The sequence below is a fragment of the Lentilitoribacter sp. Alg239-R112 genome (assembly GCF_900537175.1).
Lineage (GTDB): Bacteria > Pseudomonadota > Alphaproteobacteria > Rhizobiales > Rhizobiaceae > Lentilitoribacter.
In genome coordinates, this window is record NZ_LS999833.1 from 892,839 (window position 1) to 907,110 (window position 14,272).

The window sequence follows — 14,272 nt, forward strand, 5'->3', positions numbered from 1 at the left end:
CAGGCCCGGCCTTTTTACTTAGATTTCTTAGGTTTACTCAGCGTCTTCTGGAATGACCAAATTAAGAACAATTGCAATCACTGCCGCAGGTAACAAACCAGATGTAAGCAGTATTTGCATGGTCTTAGGCATATGGATCAATGCGTCCGGCACCAATTGAAGACCCAAACCAACGGATAGAGCCGTAGCAAGGATCACCATATTCCGACGTGTCCAAACAACATCAGATAGCATGTTTAAACCCGCCGCGGCGACCATACCAAACATAACAATAACACCGCCACCAAGAACATTAATTGGTATCGTATTGATTGACGCGCCAACAATTGGCAAAAGACCACAGATAATAAGGAAAATTCCACCGATAGTCACAACATGACGGCTCATAATTCCTGTCATCGATATCAAACCGACATTTTGCGAGAAAGATGTATTAGGCAAACCACCGAATACACCAGCGACGGCGGTCCCCAAACCATCAGCAAATGTTGCCCCTTGGATTTCCTTGTCCGTCGCCTCGCGTCCTGCACCACCTTTTGTGATACCAGAAACATCGCCAACAGTTTCTATTGCGGAAATAAATGACATTAAAATCATGCCAATGATAATTGCCCAATTAATCTCAAATCCATACTTAAATGGGTTTGGAAGGCCAAAAGCTGCTGCTTTACCAACATTACCGAAACTCACCTGACCCATCATATAGGCGACAATGTAACCAACAATAATACCGACAAGAACCGCGGCAACTGCCGTCATACCTTTCGTGAAAAACTTCAAGGCTAGTGTGACAATGATAACAACCAGAGCCGGGATCCACATTGAAAGCGAACCAAATGTCATGCCGCTTATGTCTCCACCAGCGGCTTTTGCAGCGGCCAATTTACCCATGGCCGGAACGCCACCGGCCGCGTATTGAATACCGACTTTAATCAATGCCAAACCAATCATCAAAACAATAAGACCTGTTACAAGTGGCGGCAGTGCAAAACGAATGCGACCGATAAAGAAACCTATACAAAAGTGAAATAGTCCGCCGATTAACACACCGGTAAATAACCCAGCCAGCCCCGCAGTACCGGCGCCGACCACCGCTGGGATCATCACCGGTAGAAATGCAAAACTCGTGCCTTGAACAATTGGTAACTTAGCGCCGACAGGCCCCATGCCGATCGTTTGAATAAGCGTCGCAACACCTGCAAACAACATAGACATCTGGATCATATATGTCATATCTGGAAAACCAAGCGCACCTTGGTCTGATCCAAAACCAATACCGGCTGCACCTGCGACGATTATTGCTGGCGTTACGTTACTTGCAAACATCGCAAGCACATGTTGAATACCAAGCGGTACCGCCTTTGCCAGCGGCGGCGTATAATTGGGATCTTTAAGCTGTTCAGCCGTCCCTATTGAATTGTCTGCCATGATTTCTGTTCCCTGCTTTTTTTGCCAACAGCACCCCACTGCTGAGCTAATTGCAGTTTAGAACTCAGCCTGTGGCCAGCAAGACATATTGGGAAGTAGGAAGAAATATTTGCAATTAGTCACAGAAAATTGCGCCAAAATGACGCATTATCAAAATAAACCTTATTCATCTTCTCGTTTCACACGATATTCGCCTGTCTCAGGATCTTGAATAAGTGTACCCTGAGCACCCGTTCTTCGCTCATTTTCGGCCTCTTTTACACGTTTTGAGACCTTTTCGGCTGTTTTGGTCAGGTTTTTATACCCCCAATATCCGATCAAACTAAGAGCACCAAGTAGTATAATTCCGTTCATAACCCTCCCCTTTTTCTATTTCTACAGGCCGTATTGCGCCCACAGTGCACGCTCTTCCACAGTTGTAGCGAACCCTTGCGACAAGCCGGCAGCAATCATCTCACCATTCATACTCGTTAAACCTGAAATTCCGGGTGTGGGGCGCCCACCAAAAATGCCTCGTTTCGCGCTGATGAGGTTCATTTCCGTTTTTTCACCAAACTTGTCTTTCAAGACGGACCGTAGATCACCAATATCATCTACAAGACCTAGCTCTTTACCTTCTATTCCAGTCCAAAACTCACCCGTAAATAGATCAACTGTATCCACTAACTTGTCGCCACGAGAGGTTTTCACCATGTCGATAAAGACATCGTGAATTTCGAGCTGTAATTTTTTTAATCGTTCAATGTCAGCTTTCTTTTCAGGCTGGAAAGGATCAAGCGTCGATTTGTTTTTGCCTGCGGTATAAACACGTCTTTCAACACCGATTTTTTTCAAAAGTTCTGGAAAACCAAACCCACCAGAGATAACACCAATGGAACCGACAATTGATGATGGGTCGACATAAATCTCGTCACCAGCACAGGCAATCATGTAGCCGCCGGATGCCGCTACATCTTCAACAAACATCAAAACTTTTTTGTCTTTTTCTTCTGCCAACTGGCGAATACGGCTGTAAATCATACGCGACTGAACAGGCGAACCACCAGGCGAATTAATGCTAAAGGCAACAGCAGGTGCTTTTTTATCCGAAAAGGCTTTATCGAGAAGAGTGGCAACAGATGCCAGATTAAGGTTCCGGCTGAATTGGTTACCACCTGACATAATTGCGCCGTGTAGTCGAACCACAGGGATTTCTACATTTTCGCTGCGAAACTTTTTTGGTAGTAGTTTTTTCAATCGGCGCATGCCTTAAGCTCCATAATTTAAATCTTGCACCTCATTTAGGTGTTTTTACACCAAAAACAATGCACTTGTTGCATCTTTACAAAAATTTACGCCCATTTATGAGATCGTCAGCAGCTTGAGTATAAACGCCTTTGCCCGAGCTTGTCCCATCGGCCTGCTCATGCATAATTAGCGGCGGACGGAGCGTTAGTCTTGCTCTGCTAGATTTCACACCTGTAACTAGAACTCTAATTGCATCACCATCAGACCTCGGAAAAACATTGGTGATTTCAAGTTGACCAAAGCGCCCTTCGCAAGCATTCAAAATATTTTGCAACGAAGAAGGTCGCGCAATCAATGACAATTGCCCTCTTGCTTTTAAAATTGCTGCGGCAGTTTTAATCCATTTCTCAAACATATTGTCTGACATCGCATGGGCGGTTGCTTTCAGCGCATCGGGTGTTGTCCGGTCTGCAGTCTCGTTAAAAGGTGGGTTCATGATCACAAAGTCAAAATGATTATCTAACAATCCAGCACTCAAACGAGCTAACCCCGATAATTCAACATCAGCGTTTAGGACCGAACATTGCTGGGCAAAGTCTCTGTTTTGATCGAGCGCTAGAGTGCGCCGAGCGAATTCAGACATGGTCTCCGTTTTTTCAACCAGAACTGTTTCAACGCCTGACCGCGAGGCTACGCTTAGTCCAGCCGCGCCAGCTCCTGCACCTAGATCTGCTAATTTTCCTGTCGCATCAAGTGGAACTGTCGCACCAAGCAACATCGCATCGATACCTGATCGATGGCCAACACCTTTTGGTTGCTCGATATAAAACTTACCCTTGTGAAAGGCATCAATTGTAGATTGGGGGAGTTCACTTATCTCTGCTTCGGGCATCGTTATTTTTTATCTCGCAGCTCATTGCCCAGACCTGCATCGCTCATCAAACGGCGCGCGCGCATGATTTCATCAGAATCGACCAATAAACGTTTTGGCAGAAGACCAATTGATCCCTCCAAAATACTCATATTCTCGTCGGCAAGCAAAAACATGATATCCGCATCTTTCAGAAGGGTTTGCGCCAATGAAAGTGTAACGGCATTATTCGTTCTCATTAATTCGTCCAAAATGGCGCCCCCAATTCTCAACTGTCATGACTTCTCGCGAAGATGTTATATTTTTATGGTGAATTGATATGAACCGCGCCAATTCGCCACTTGCCCCATGTTAGCTAGGCAATTATGTTTCAACCTAATTATATTTCGCAGGAGATCAATCAGTTGGGCGTCGTAATTTCACTGGAAGAGAAGAAAAACTCTAAAGCATCAGTTAAACCGCTTGTTGATTTAACAAAACCTGACATGGATTTGGTCAATAAGTTGATTCTATCCAAAGCAGGGTCAGACGTTGAGATGATTCCTGAAGTCGCTGAACATCTGATCTCGTCGGGCGGCAAGCGTTTGCGCCCAATGCTTACAATCGCTGCCGCTAATATGCTTGGATATAAAGGCGAAGGTCATATTCGTTTGGCCACGAGCGTCGAGTTCATGCATACAGCAACCCTTTTGCACGATGATGTGGTAGACGAAAGCGACATGCGACGAGGAAAATCTACCGCTCGCATGATATGGGGCAACCAAGCGAGTGTACTTGTTGGTGACTTTCTGCTCGGTCAGGCGTTTAAAATGATGGTTGAAGTCGGCTCGCTCGACGCGCTGGATGTTCTATCTTCAGCTGCTTCCGTTATTGCCGAGGGAGAAGTGCTACAACTCTCTATAGCAAAGAATATGGAAACGACTGAAGATGATTATCTAGAAGTTATTCACGCAAAGACCGCAGCTTTATTTTCCGCCGCAGCCGAAGTTGGCCCAATCATTGCTGAGAGCCCTAAGGCTGAGCGCGATGCGCTTAAGTCATTTGGTACAAATCTTGGCCTTGCATTTCAAATGATAGATGATGCGCTTGATTATGGCGGTTCAGCAAAAGATCTGGGTAAGAACACTGGTGATGATTTCCGCGAAGGCAAAATTACACTTCCCGTTATTCTCGCCTATCGCAGAGGCAATGATGAAGAACGTGCATTTTGGAAAAGTGCGATTGAAGATGACAACACTGATGATGCTGCACTAGAACGCGCAACTGGGTTGATTGCAAAATATTCCGGTATAACAGACACAATTGCACGCGCTGAACTTTATAGTGCTAAAGCACGGGATGCATTAGCCCCATTGCCCGACACGCCCGAAAAAGCAGCACTTTTAGAAGTTGTTGATTTCTGTCTTAGCCGCGTTAGCTAATCAATTTCGCTGATAGTGGCCAACATTTTGAAAATAAATCGTTGATGTTGCCATTCTCGCGCGCCTTATTGTTTGAAGAAAGTTGCATTTTCTTGAAATCAATTGCGATATGACCTTCAAAACTCCATGATTTGTGCATAATATCGCCATCACGTTTGGTAACAATGTCGAATCATTGAGTTAATAAAGGCTTCGTTTATGCGCAACAAATTGCTTCGCTCCTCCATATCGCTGTCACTGATGGTTCTGATGGCATCCGCCGCCACGACAATTTCTTTCAACGATGTGCGTGCGGCCAAGAGTGAAAAAGAGGTCGTTGACCTTGTTGCAGCAGATATTCCTTCATTTACAGGCGCATATCTATCGGGCCAAATAGCGGATTCAGATAGTGACATCGAAAACGCAATTGATTTTTATAACCGTGCGTTGGAATTTGACCCTGAAAATCGCGAAGCAAAACGAAGACTGTTTACAACACTTATTATTTCTGGCGACTTTGAAACAGCAAGCGGTCTTGCAGAAACCTTAAAGGATGATGCCGAAGTTGCTATGCTGGCCGAACGTGCGCTAGCCGTTAGATCAATACAAAAGCGTGAATATCGTCGAGCAGATAAATTTTTAGATCTCGAAGAGACAAATCCGGTCGATAAATTGATCAACCAACTTCTTTCTGCGTGGGCCAAATTAGGTGATAACAAAGTAAAGGAAGCCATTGCTCAGGTTAAAGGCCTTGAAGGACCAACATGGTATTCGGCATTTCAAGACTTCAATCTTGGTATGATGGCAGCAGCCTCTGGCGACTATGAAGCGGCGAAGACCTATTTTGGTTCTTTAATTGCAAATCAAGATGCAATTCAAATCGCGCCCGATACTTACCTTCAAGGGGTTATGGCTCTAGCTACTTTGCACAATCAGGATGGCAAGAAAGATGAAGCACTTGCTGTTTTAACCGATACTATCCGCGCAGCATTTGCACCAGCTGATGCGCTTAAAAAGAAAATTGAACAAGATATTGAAACCCCATATTCTGTCGCTAATGCCCAATCTGGTGCATCCTTTGCGCTTTATACAATTGGCGCTGCACTGAACCGTGAAGGTAATGAAGATATTGTCGCTCTGTATCTTCAATTCGCCCGCGCACTTGATGTCAAAAATGCAGCTGCCTTGGTTATGCTTGCGGAGTTAAAAGAACAACTAGGACAGTCGGACAAAGCAATTGCTATTTATCGCACTGTACCGGACAACTCACCTATGAAACGGCTTTCAGAGTTACAGCTAGGCCTCAATCTTGCTGATGTGGGCCAAGTCGAGGAAGCCCTTGCGCATATATCGGAGCTCATTAAAGCTTATCCAAACGATATCCGCGCCTATCTTGGTTATGGTAATATTTTATCGCGCGAGAAGAATTATCAAGCCGTTGTTGATAATTATGAGAACGCAATTAAGGCCGTTGGACCAATTCATGATCGCACCCACTGGAATCTCTTTTATCAATTGGGTATCGGTTACGAGCGCTTAAAGGTTTGGGACAAAGCTGAGAAAGCTTTCTTACGATCACTCGAGCTTTCGCCAAACCAACCAAGCGTCATGAATTACTTGGGCTATTCTTGGGTTGATATGAATATCAAACTCGAGGAAGGTATAGATATGATCAAGGCTGCCGTCGATCTTCGTCCGAATGACGGCTATATTGTGGATTCTCTCGGCTGGGCCTACTATCGCCAAGGAAAATATGAAGAGGCGACGCGTGAACTCGAGCGTGCAGTTGAACTTCGCCCTGCTGATCCAACCATCAATGATCATTTAGGCGATGCCTTTTGGCAGGTTGGACGCAAGATTGAAGCAAAATTTCAGTGGGAACGTGCACTACTTTCAATGGCGGACTTCGACGAAAGCCAAGTGCCTATCTTAAAACGAAAGCTCAAAGAGGGCTTAACGGACAAAACTGCTGCCAACGATGGCTAATAAGGTTTTATTTGAAGATGCACCAGCAAAGGTCAACCTCGCACTTCATGTGACTGGCCAACGTGCCGATGGCTTTCACCTTTTAGAAAGCCTTGTTGTGTTCACTAAATTTGGTGATCGAATTAGCGGATCAATTTCCGATAAGAATAACCTTTCAATAACTGGCCCATTTTCTACGGAGATGAACGCCTGCGAACCCTCAGATAATCTCATTTATAAAGCGCGTACTGCTCTTGCAGATTTTGCTCTTGCACATGGCATTAGCACACCCCCTATAGCTCTTACATGTGAAAAAAACCTTCCTGTCGCTTCAGGTCTTGGTGGTGGTTCGGCGGATGCTGCGGCGACATTGCGATTACTGATAAAAATTTGGCAGTTGGATATTGCCGAAACTGACTTAACCGCCATTGCGCTCAAACTTGGAGCGGATGTTCCGATGTGCCTCAGTAGCATTCCATTGATTGCGAAAGGCATCGGCGAAGGAATTGATGTGGTCTCAAACCTTCCACAATTTGCGTTGGTTCTTGCGAACCCTCTGATTGAAGTTTCAACGCCTGGAATTTTTTCAAAACTCAAATCAAAATCAAATCCGGGTTTTGATCATGTTGAAGTGCCATGCGGTTTGGATGATTTTCTTTCAGTATTAAATGGCTACCGAAATGATCTACAAGAGCCTGCAATAGACGTGGCGCCAGAGATCGAGCAATGCCTTGATGCATTATGTTCAACAAAGCCTCTATTCCATCGCATGTCAGGTTCAGGTGCAAGTTGTTTTGGTATATACAAAAATATGGAAAGCGCGCAGGTGGCTTACCACCTAGTCAAATCTCAATACCCAAATTGGTTTACCACCGCCACACCCTTAAGAGGTTCATAATGTCACGCATAGATGAAACACGATCTTTTATTCCGGTTAAATTTGCTGTTCTAACGATCTCAGATACGCGAAAGATTGATGACGACAGGTCAGGTCAAACACTCGTAGATCGTATCGCAAAAACAGGTCACACACTTATCAATCGGGACATTGTTACCGATGATAAGGATAAAATAGCTGCTCGCGTCTTGTCTTGGTGTAAAAAGGACGACATTGACGCCATTATAACCACTGGCGGAACCGGTTTTACCGGACGAGACGTTACACCTGATGCACTGGAACCATTGTTTGAAAAACGGATGGACGGGTTTTCAACCCTGTTCCACAATCTCTCAGAGACAAAGATCGGCACATCGACTATCCAATCTCGTGCCACGGCTGGTCTAATCAATAGTACTTTTGTGTTCGTTCTTCCAGGTTCGCCAGGTGCTTGCAAAGATGCGTGGGATGGCATTCTAGAGAAGCAATTCGACTACCGTCATTTGCCCTGCAATTTTGTAGAAATTATGCCGCGCCTTGATGAGCATTTAAAACGCGGTGCTGGCTCATAAGCAACTCTAAACTGCCACCTTCAAATAAGCAGCTGGCACCATTTCGCATTCCAGCCTGATGGTTCTTAGACCTTTCACAAGCTGCTCCAAATCCGGAGCAGATACCGCTCTTTCAAGGAATTTATGTTTCGGAATGATTACACCATGTTGTAGTCGGGTCTTAGGTCCAAATATACGTGTCATAATGGGAAGTTTATAAGTTTTAGATGCGCAGAACCGCGCACTCGCATCAGATGTTGCTATATGTTCACCCAATACATCAATCCAACCTATCGCAGGACGTGCTCCAGGCTCAATTAACAAAGCCCACTCACCTCTCATTTTCTGAACGGCATGATCAAGCTGAGATAAACTACAGAAATTACAGCCCGCAGCGTCTGCAACTATGGAACTTCCATCACTTGATCCCAAATCCAGTATCGTCACATCAGATATTAGACCTTCAACAGCACCAGAGATAAGCGCACTTAGAGTCCGAGCAAGCTCAGCTTCTTGGTTATGGCATTGAACAAACACAGAGATCATAGCTGCGTTCTAACTGATGACAGGATGAAAATCCATAGAACATAATCTGCACTTTGTTCTTGATATGTTCTAACTTTCATGTTAGGAATATATTCAACAGGCGGAATCAAAAAATCATGCGCCGGGAGAACAAAATGAACAACCACAATCAGGATATGTCACCGGGCTATAATCACGCTGATGTCACGCGGCAACTATTGGCTGACCAGAGCATTAAGGTGGACAAGACCCGCCGCCGTGGTCGTGCCGCAGGCCTTAACCCAAGCGGACGTTATGAAATTCAGTCCCGTCATGGTTTTGATGATGGATGGGAAACACTGGAACAACTTGAACCTTTTAAAACCGACGTACAGGTTGAACGGGCACGCAGTGTCATCACACGCAATACATCACCTGATATTCCATTTGACCGCTCTATAAATCCTTATAGAGGTTGCGAGCATGGCTGTATTTATTGTTTCGCTCGTCCATCTCACGCCCATGTTGGTCTTTCCTCTGGTCTGGATTTTGAATCCAAACTCTTTGCCAAACCAGATGCGGCACGGCTTTTAAAGCGAGAACTTGCGAAAGATAACTACATACCCAAGAGCATTGCGATAGGAACGAATACAGACCCTTATCAACCCATAGAACGCAAAATGCGGATCATGCGTCAGATTTTGGAAGTCCTTGCAGAAGCAAAGCACCCTATTGGTATAGTTACGAAATCTGCATTGGTTTTACGTGATATCGATATCTTATCTCAAATGGCGCAAGATGGGCTGGTAAAAGTGGCTTTGTCGATTACCACAATTGACCGCAAGTTAGCACGTGCTATGGAACCGCGAGCTTCAACACCGACAAAACGTCTCGAAGCGTTAGATACCTTGAAGAAGGCTGGTATTCCCACATCAATTATGATCGCTCCGGTTATACCCGGTCTGACTGATTTTGAGATTGAGCGCATTTTGGATAGCGCTCACAGTGTGGGTGTCGAGCAGGCTAGCTATATTCTTCTTCGCTTACCACGTGAAGTTAGTCCTCTTTTCAGAGATTGGTTATTACGTCATTATCCAGATCGGTACCGTCACGTCATGTCGCTTATTCGATCTATGCGGGGCGGAAAAGATTATGATGCGGAGTTCGGCTCTCGTATGCACGGCAGCGGTCCTTATGCGTGGCAAATAAAGCGCCGATTTGAAATGACATGCAAACGTCTTGGACTTTCAAAACGGATTTCAACACCACGTACTGACCTTTTCACTGCGCCTGAAGGGGAAAACACTCAACTTAAACTCTTCTAATTTACGCGTCCCCTTGCGCATCATACGGGTTTATTCTCTCCACCGCCTCATGAGAACAAACCGATGCGCCAAGCAGATCGTTCTCTGTCCCCTGAGTGATCTGCACCACAGTCATCTTAGCCGCTGGCTGTGGACCTTGCGAGAGATCGGGTGGGTATGCAATTGTCCCCTTACAGATTGTAATACTCACCCGATTCGATGCCTCAAAAAATTAAACCAAAAACAAGAGATAGTCTTTTTGATATGCCAGAGAAGCCAAACTTCCAATTTGAGCTAGATCTTAAGACGCGTGGTATTTGGCCAGTAGCTGGACTTGATGAGGCAGGACGCGGCCCATTGGCAGGTCCTGTTGTTGCCGCTGCAGTCATCCTTGATGAAAATAATATCCCCGAAGGGCTTAATGACAGTAAAAAGCTTTCGCATAAAAAACGTGAAGCGCTCTTCTTTCAGATACTTGATACTGCAACCGTTGCTATCTGCTCAAACTGTGCACAAACTATTGATCAAACGGACATCAGGAAAGCTTCATTAGATGCAATGCAGCGGGCCTTAAATGCACTACCGATCGCTGCTAGCTATGCACTTGTGGACGGAAGAGATATTCCACCAAAACTATCCATACCTGCTGACGCTCTCATTAAAGGCGATGCGCGCTCGATATCAATAGCTGCAGCATCTATCATCGCCAAGGTCACCAGAGACCATATGATGGAACAAGCTGCCACTACATTACCTGAATACAAATTTGAGAGACATGCAGGTTATGGAACGAAGATACACAAACAAGCAATCAAAGAGCATGGCGCATCAATCCTTCACAGAATGACATTTCGCCCTCTTCGCAAAGATTGAGCTTACGTCACTTATTCTTATGATACACGTCACCATCTATCTCCAGAACATCAACACTGAATGTATCGATTTGCGGTAAAGACTTCATCACGCTGTCCAGAATAGCTTTTGAGATAGCCGATTTTCTTTCAGTCGATCGCCCCTTCAAAAGATGAGCCGTTACATGCACAAAGCTATCAGCCTGATTTCCATAGTAAGCATTTAGGATGGCATGCGCACGCAGTTTTAAAGCTTTAGGGCGGATGCAATCAAACTCTATGCACGTATCAAAACAGCTTTCTAGCGCATTATTTAGTTGATCATCATCAATAGAATCCGATGAATATTCTAAAACTATATGCGGCATCTTGATCTCCAAAATAAAAAACCCGCTGAGAACATATCAGCGGGCTTTCAAAATTCAAATATATAAACGCTAGTTCATGCGCTCTTTAACTTCGCTTAACGAAGCCTTGAAAAGATCTGAATGATTTCGCGTTGTAATCTTATCACTCATCAACTTTTCAGCCGCAGAAATTGCAACTTCAACAGCTGTAGAACGAACCTCTGCAACAGCATCATTTTCAGCTTGAGCAATTTTTTGTTCTGCCATTGCCTGACGACGGACAACATACTCTTCGGACTTGCGGCGAGCTTCATCCTTCATAGAATCAGCTTCTCGTTTTGCAATCTCCAGAATGTCTTTGGCTTCTTCTTCGGCTTCTTTGCGCTTACGCTGATATTCAGCCATTAACTGCTGGGCTTCTTCACGCAAACGTTTAGCTTCTTCAAGTTCATCGCGAATTTTATCCGCTCTGCCGTCCAAAGCAGCTGTAATTTTTGCCGGAACTCCAGCCTTAAAAATTATGCCTAGGAATATGATAAGACCGACAAATGCGAAAAATGTAGCATCGATATGCATAATCTTATCTCCTATTTAGCTGCGCTACGAACCGCTGCAGAAACTTCTGCTTTGGTTAGCTTTGCACCTAGTAATTGCTCAACAACAGCTTGAGCTGTATCACCAGCAATGCCGTCGACTTCGGCTAATGCTTTCGCTTTAACGTCAGCAACATGTGCTTCACTTTCAGCAAGACGCTTATTCAACGCTGCTTCGTGTTTTGCACGCTCAGCTTCAGATTCTAACTTAGCCTTCTCACGAGAGCTAGCAGCTATATCTGATGCTTTTTGACGAGCTTCAGCTAGTTCTTGCTCATATGCAGCCACAGCTGCGTCAGATTCGTCTTTAAGCCGATTGGCTTCATCTAAATCTTCTGCAATACGGTCATGGCGTGTTTCCAAAATCCCACCAATACGTGGTGAAATAACTTTGGAAATTAGCAGGTAAAAAATACCAAACGTAATTGCTAACCATAAAAGCTGTGATGGGTATAGACCAGGATCAAACGGAGGAAACGAACCTCCGCCACCTTCGCCGTGACCAGCAACTTCAGTATTTGCGTTTTGAGTCGTATTGGACTCCGCATGTGCGGCGGTCACAAACATATCTCACCTCCAAATAGTGTGATCATCGGGGGCAAATGCCCCACGCGACCAAACATTTTCTATTCGCTTAAATATTAAACAGCGAAAAGAAGAAGAAGTGCAACAAGCAATGAGAAAATGCCCAAAGCTTCTGTCACAGCAAAACCAAAGATCAAACGACCGAATTGACCATCAGCTGCTGAAGGATTGCGAAGTGCACCAGAAAGGTAGCTACCGAAGATGTTACCAAGACCGATACCTGCGCCACCCATGCCTAGACATGCAATACCTGCGCCGATGTATTTAGCTGCTTCTGCTTCCATAATTAAACTCCTTAGAAATTATGTTATTCATTCAAATATTTTCAAATAAGCGACATGCCTATCTGCAACTTCAACTTAGTGACTAGGGTGCAAAGCATCATTGAGGTACATACAAGTCAGTACCGCAAAGACATAAGCCTGCAAGAAAGCTACTAAGAATTCCAAACCTGTAAGTGCAACCGTCATAAACAATGGCAGTGCAGCACCCATGAAGCCAAGTGCGCCTTGAGCACCCATAGCAACGATAAATCCAGCAAACACTTTTAAGGTGATGTGGCCGGCCAACATATTCGCAAACAAACGAACAGAAAGGCTAATCGGGCGTGAGAGGAAAGAAATAACCTCAATCATAACGACCAATGGCATAAGGACCCCAGGGATCCCCGATGGCACAAATAATTTTAAAAAGCCCAAACCGTGCTTCATAAAGCCGTAGACAACAACAGTGCCGATGACGAGCATAGCAAGTGCGAAGGTTACAATTAGATGGCTTGTGACTGTGAAGAAATAAGGGAACATGCCAATTAAGTTGGCAATAAGAACGAACATAAACAATGAAAAGACAAGTGGGAAGAAACGCATACCCTGCGATCCCGCACCATCTCGCAGCATTGAAGCAACAAACTCGTAAGCCATTTCAGAGATGGACTGCAAACGCGTTGGAATTAATCCACGGTTAGCTGTTGTTGCCATCAAGAATCCAGCGGCGACAACTGTTGTTGCAACCATAAACAATGAAGAATTCGTGAAGGAAAAATCCATGCCACCAATCTCGATCGGAACAAGTCTTGAAAGCTGGAACTGGCTGATAGGATCGTTAGCCACGTTTGTTTCTCCTCATTTTCCGGGTTTAACCGGTCTAAATACATTTGCCTTCTAAGGCATTAATCTTCTTTTTTGGAATAACCCACTTTAGGTTTTTCCACCGCTCCTATGGAGCGTAAAACATTCAATACACCTGCGGCAAAACCCAAAAGAAGAAATACAATCATTCCCCATGGCGCAGTGCCTGCATATGTATCCAGCAGATAACCTAAAAGAGCACCAACAAATATTGCAGCTATAAATTCGCTTGAGAGCTTAATAGCAAGGCCATAGCCCTGTCGCTCTTCTGATTTATCAGCTGCCTCTTTTTCATCATCCAGTTTTTTAGCTGCAAGTTTGTCTTCCAGCTTCTGGCGACGGGTCTCAAGACTATCTACCATTTGACCTCACTTTACGTCTGCCTGCATCTCCAAAGAAGTAGCCCATAAAACCACATTCCCTTATTATTGAACATGCGAAAAACAGCCCGTAAGGCTATTGTCGAATTTCGCCGCAACATAGTTTTACAAGTGCTCATAGTCAAGCCGTTGTAGCGACCAAAAACACAAAAGATTAAGTCTTATAAATCAAAGACTTAACCGATTGACGTATTTTTATTAGCTCAAAGCTGCTAAACGAGATGGAAATTGCGACAGTGTTACACAGTAAATCAGAGACTTG

The 14,272-nt window shown here is 44.7% G+C and carries 19 protein-coding genes; 6 read left to right on the plus strand and 13 right to left on the minus strand.

The annotated features are described in order from the left end of the window. Positions 1-33: 33 nt before the first annotated feature. The 5 genes from G3W54_RS04790 to G3W54_RS04810 form a co-directional block, all read right to left on the minus strand. Positions 34-1,428, minus strand: a complete 1,395-nt coding sequence (locus tag G3W54_RS04790; RefSeq protein ID WP_162651984.1) for a nucleobase:cation symporter-2 family protein — start codon at positions 1,426-1,428, stop codon at positions 34-36. Positions 1,429-1,590: 162 nt separating this feature from the next. Then, on the minus strand, positions 1,591-1,782 hold the full coding sequence (locus tag G3W54_RS04795; RefSeq protein WP_162651985.1) for a hypothetical protein: 192 nt from the start codon (positions 1,780-1,782) through the stop codon (positions 1,591-1,593). Between the two features lie 21 nt (positions 1,783-1,803). Next, on the minus strand, positions 1,804-2,673 hold the full coding sequence (locus G3W54_RS04800; RefSeq protein ID WP_162651986.1) for a S49 family peptidase: 870 nt from the start codon (positions 2,671-2,673) through the stop codon (positions 1,804-1,806). Positions 2,674-2,749: 76 nt separating this feature from the next. Next, positions 2,750-3,532 carry a methyltransferase gene (locus G3W54_RS04805; protein ID WP_162653557.1) on the minus strand — a complete coding sequence of 261 codons (783 nt, stop codon included), beginning with the start codon at positions 3,530-3,532 and terminating at the stop codon, positions 2,750-2,752. A 17-nt stretch (positions 3,533-3,549) separates the two neighbouring features. Next, on the minus strand, positions 3,550-3,777 hold the full coding sequence (locus G3W54_RS04810) for a DUF2007 domain-containing protein (RefSeq protein ID WP_162651987.1): 228 nt from the start codon (positions 3,775-3,777) through the stop codon (positions 3,550-3,552). Positions 3,778-3,930: 153 nt separating this feature from the next. Here G3W54_RS04810 and G3W54_RS04815 point away from each other — a divergent pair, with 153 nt between their 5' ends. From G3W54_RS04815 to moaB, 4 genes are all read left to right on the plus strand, one after another. Next, a complete protein-coding gene (locus G3W54_RS04815) occupies positions 3,931-4,947 on the plus strand; it encodes a polyprenyl synthetase family protein (protein WP_162651988.1) in 1,017 nt (338 codons plus the stop codon). 198 nt (positions 4,948-5,145) lie between these two features. After that, positions 5,146-6,912 carry a tetratricopeptide repeat protein gene (locus G3W54_RS04820; protein ID WP_162651989.1) on the plus strand — a complete coding sequence of 589 codons (1,767 nt, stop codon included), beginning with the start codon at positions 5,146-5,148 and terminating at the stop codon, positions 6,910-6,912. Next, the gene (locus G3W54_RS04825; RefSeq protein ID WP_162651990.1) at positions 6,905-7,789 is read left to right on the plus strand and encodes a 4-(cytidine 5'-diphospho)-2-C-methyl-D-erythritol kinase; all 885 of its coding nucleotides are present in this window, start codon (positions 6,905-6,907) and stop codon (positions 7,787-7,789) included. The genes G3W54_RS04820 and G3W54_RS04825 overlap by 8 nt, the downstream gene beginning before the upstream one ends. Continuing rightward, positions 7,789-8,340, plus strand: coding sequence for a molybdenum cofactor biosynthesis protein B (moaB, locus tag G3W54_RS04830; protein WP_162651991.1), 552 nt, complete (start codon positions 7,789-7,791; stop codon positions 8,338-8,340). The genes G3W54_RS04825 and moaB overlap by 1 nt, the downstream gene beginning before the upstream one ends. 6 nt (positions 8,341-8,346) lie before the next feature. Here the strand turns inward: moaB and G3W54_RS04835 are convergent, their stop codons facing one another. After that, positions 8,347-8,865 carry a glycosyl transferase gene (locus G3W54_RS04835; RefSeq protein WP_162651992.1) on the minus strand — a complete coding sequence of 173 codons (519 nt, stop codon included), beginning with the start codon at positions 8,863-8,865 and terminating at the stop codon, positions 8,347-8,349. Between the two features lie 155 nt (positions 8,866-9,020). On the opposite strand from G3W54_RS04835, the gene G3W54_RS04840 reads away from it, so the two are divergent. Beyond that, positions 9,021-10,148, plus strand: coding sequence for a PA0069 family radical SAM protein (locus G3W54_RS04840; protein WP_244627899.1), 1,128 nt, complete (start codon positions 9,021-9,023; stop codon positions 10,146-10,148). Between the two features lies 1 nt (position 10,149). Here the strand turns inward: G3W54_RS04840 and G3W54_RS04845 are convergent, their stop codons facing one another. After that, entirely contained in the window at positions 10,150-10,338 is a 189-nt protein-coding gene (locus tag G3W54_RS04845; RefSeq protein ID WP_162651994.1) for a hypothetical protein, read from the minus strand. A 20-nt stretch (positions 10,339-10,358) separates the two neighbouring features. On the opposite strand from G3W54_RS04845, the gene G3W54_RS04850 reads away from it, so the two are divergent. After that, positions 10,359-11,000 (plus strand): ribonuclease HII, encoded by a 642-nt coding sequence (locus G3W54_RS04850; RefSeq protein WP_162653558.1) that lies wholly within the window; start codon positions 10,359-10,361, stop codon positions 10,998-11,000. A gap of 7 nt (positions 11,001-11,007) precedes the next feature. Here the strand turns inward: G3W54_RS04850 and G3W54_RS04855 are convergent, their stop codons facing one another. The 6 genes from G3W54_RS04855 to G3W54_RS04880 form a co-directional block, all read right to left on the minus strand. Continuing rightward, positions 11,008-11,346, minus strand: a complete 339-nt coding sequence (locus G3W54_RS04855; protein ID WP_162651995.1) for a hypothetical protein — start codon at positions 11,344-11,346, stop codon at positions 11,008-11,010. A 69-nt stretch (positions 11,347-11,415) separates the two neighbouring features. After that, positions 11,416-11,895 (minus strand): F0F1 ATP synthase subunit B, encoded by a 480-nt coding sequence (locus tag G3W54_RS04860; RefSeq protein WP_162653559.1) that lies wholly within the window; start codon positions 11,893-11,895, stop codon positions 11,416-11,418. Positions 11,896-11,912: 17 nt separating this feature from the next. Beyond that, entirely contained in the window at positions 11,913-12,485 is a 573-nt protein-coding gene (locus G3W54_RS04865; protein WP_162651996.1) for a F0F1 ATP synthase subunit B, read from the minus strand. Between the two features lie 74 nt (positions 12,486-12,559). After that, positions 12,560-12,787 carry a F0F1 ATP synthase subunit C gene (locus tag G3W54_RS04870; protein WP_007196430.1) on the minus strand — a complete coding sequence of 76 codons (228 nt, stop codon included), beginning with the start codon at positions 12,785-12,787 and terminating at the stop codon, positions 12,560-12,562. A 75-nt stretch (positions 12,788-12,862) separates the two neighbouring features. After that, entirely contained in the window at positions 12,863-13,612 is a 750-nt protein-coding gene (locus G3W54_RS04875) for a F0F1 ATP synthase subunit A (RefSeq protein WP_162651997.1), read from the minus strand. Between the two features lie 59 nt (positions 13,613-13,671). Beyond that, positions 13,672-13,992 (minus strand): AtpZ/AtpI family protein, encoded by a 321-nt coding sequence (locus G3W54_RS04880; protein ID WP_162651998.1) that lies wholly within the window; start codon positions 13,990-13,992, stop codon positions 13,672-13,674. Positions 13,993-14,272 lie beyond the last annotated feature (280 nt).